At 67.6% G+C, this 2,158-nt stretch carries 1 protein-coding gene; it reads right to left on the reverse strand.

Annotated elements, in window-relative coordinates; translation table 11 throughout:
- On the reverse strand, positions 1 to 1,805 hold a 1,805-nt coding region (locus GH737_RS14520), incomplete at its 3' end, for a TIR domain-containing protein (RefSeq protein ID WP_155265477.1).
- Between the last annotated feature and the right edge of the window lie 353 nt (positions 1,806 to 2,158).

Genomic DNA, 2,158 nt, shown 5'->3' on the forward strand with positions numbered 1-2,158 from the left:
CGCGGGGAAGCGCGCGCCGCAGCAAGATTGGGCTCGAACAGGACGTCGGCGAGCGCCGGCCCTCTCGACCGGATCAGTGCGTCGGCGGCGGCGAGCGCATCGTCCCCGGCCCCGAGCGCGGCGAGCGCTGCAACGACCAGGCGGTCGTTGCGGCGCCGGTCGGCAGCCAGCGCCTTGAGCTCGGCGACTGCCGCGGACGCCGCCGGCGCGCTTTTCGAGCGCAAGGCTTCGAACGTTTGCAAAAGCGCGTGCCGTTCCGAATTCACGAGATGAAGCTCCGGCGCCCGAAGCAATTGCGCGGCGTCGGCGTATTGCCCCGTCCACAGCGCCGATTTGACTCGCAGCAGCTGCACGATCTCGGCGTCAGGCCAGACCTGCAGCATGTTCGCGATGATCTCGTTCGCCTCGTCGCTGCGGCCAACCACAAGCAGCGACTGGGCAAGCCGGACGTTGCTCATCGGCGCCAGCGGCATCATCGCCCGGGCGCGGTCGTACTGGTCGACGGCTTCGTCGTTGCGGCCGATCGCCGTCAAGAAATCGCCGTAAGCCTGGCGTTCGCATCCGCACTCGGTAGGACGAACGCTGATCGCCTTGCGCAGCAGCCGCTCGCGGTCGGCGAAATTGCTGCTCGGAAGCAGACCTGCCTCGGCCATATAGCCTTCTGGGTTGCGGCGATCGAGCCGGATCGACTTCTCCGCCGCCTGCCAGCCTTCGCGGCCGACATCGCCGGCATCGGCGTAGCCGGCGCGGTGACTGATTGGAACGCTCGACAGCGCCAGCGCCGACCAGGCGAAGGAGAAATCCGGTAGCGCGGCCGCGGCCCGCCGCGCGGCGTCGAGCATGCGGTCCTCGTCGGGCGAGCCGCCCCAATATTCGTTGCACCAGTCGATATACAGCGAGAGCCCTTGGTCGCTCATCCGCTTGCGGTAGGCCGAGGCGCCCCAGATGCCGCAGCGCACCACTTGCGTCGCCGCAACCGCGACCTGGCGAGGCGCGAGCGAATCCTCGAGCGCCCGATCGAAGCTGTGCGACCAGACGAGTCCGCCACTGCCCATGTTGCGCAGGTTGACGGTGAAGCGCAGCGCGTCGTTGCTGTTCTGGATGCTGCCGTCGAGCAGGAAGGGCGCCTTTTGCCTGGCGCCGGTCAGCAGCGAGACTTCGTGCTCGGTGCCGAAGGCCGAGAGGATCTCCTCGTTCATTGTCTTGGCGAGCTGCCGCGGCAGGTCTTGCGACAGGATCGCGAACCCGCCGAGCGCCACCTTCGGCGCAATCGCCGCGGATGCCGGTGCGGAAAGAAAACGGAACAGCACCGCCCCGATGACGAGCAAGGCGACTGCCCCGATAATCAGGCGCTGGCGCGAACGCAGCCGAGAAGCCGTGGGTGCGGCGACGAGCGGAGGAACCTGCCCCGAAGCTTCGCCCAGCCTCGAACCGATCGCGCTCCTCAGCGCGCCAAGCGAAGCCGAGCCGGCCTGTCCGTCCCATTTCGACAGGTCGATGGTCTGAAACTGGCGGAAGCCGAGCGGCGGCTGCGAGCCGTCGAGCGTGGCTGGCACCAGCCGGCCATTGTCCCTTGCCGCCGACGCTTCGTCGCGCACCCACGCCGACCTTGCGGACGCTTCGGTCCAAAGGACGATGACGGCATCGGCGTTGGCGAGCGCGCGTTCGATGGCCTCGGCGAACTGGTCGCCGCCCGGAATGCGCTCGTCCCACCACACCTCGTGCCCGTCCGCCTCGAGCACGCCGACGAGTTCCCGTGCGCGCGCTGAATCCTGCCGGGCGTAGCTGAGGAAGAGGCTTGCCATCGTACCCCCTGCGTGCCGCTAATGTGCGCTGAAGCATTCTCCGCCGCAAGCAAGTCAAATTGCTGTCAAACTGTGTACCGTGCCGAAGATTTCGCGAACCGCGCACCGATTGGCACCACTCCGCGGCCGGTTCTGCCCGCCGGGAAAGCTGAGGTGCGTCAAAACTTTCGAAAAACCCTCCCGCGCAAGGACTTGTTAGGCTAATCAGGACAGAATTCGAAATTGTCCGAACAGGGGATTGTGATGCGGTGGGGTATGTTGTTGGCGTCGGCGGCAGCGTTCGCCGCTCCGGTCCAGGCGCAGGAGGCGGACGTCGGCCCCGCGCGAGCGCCGGTCAGCGCCCCCGCGCCGCC

This window comes from Sphingomonas segetis (assembly GCF_009720245.1).
Classification (GTDB): Bacteria; Pseudomonadota; Alphaproteobacteria; order Sphingomonadales; family Sphingomonadaceae; genus Sphingomicrobium; species Sphingomicrobium segetis.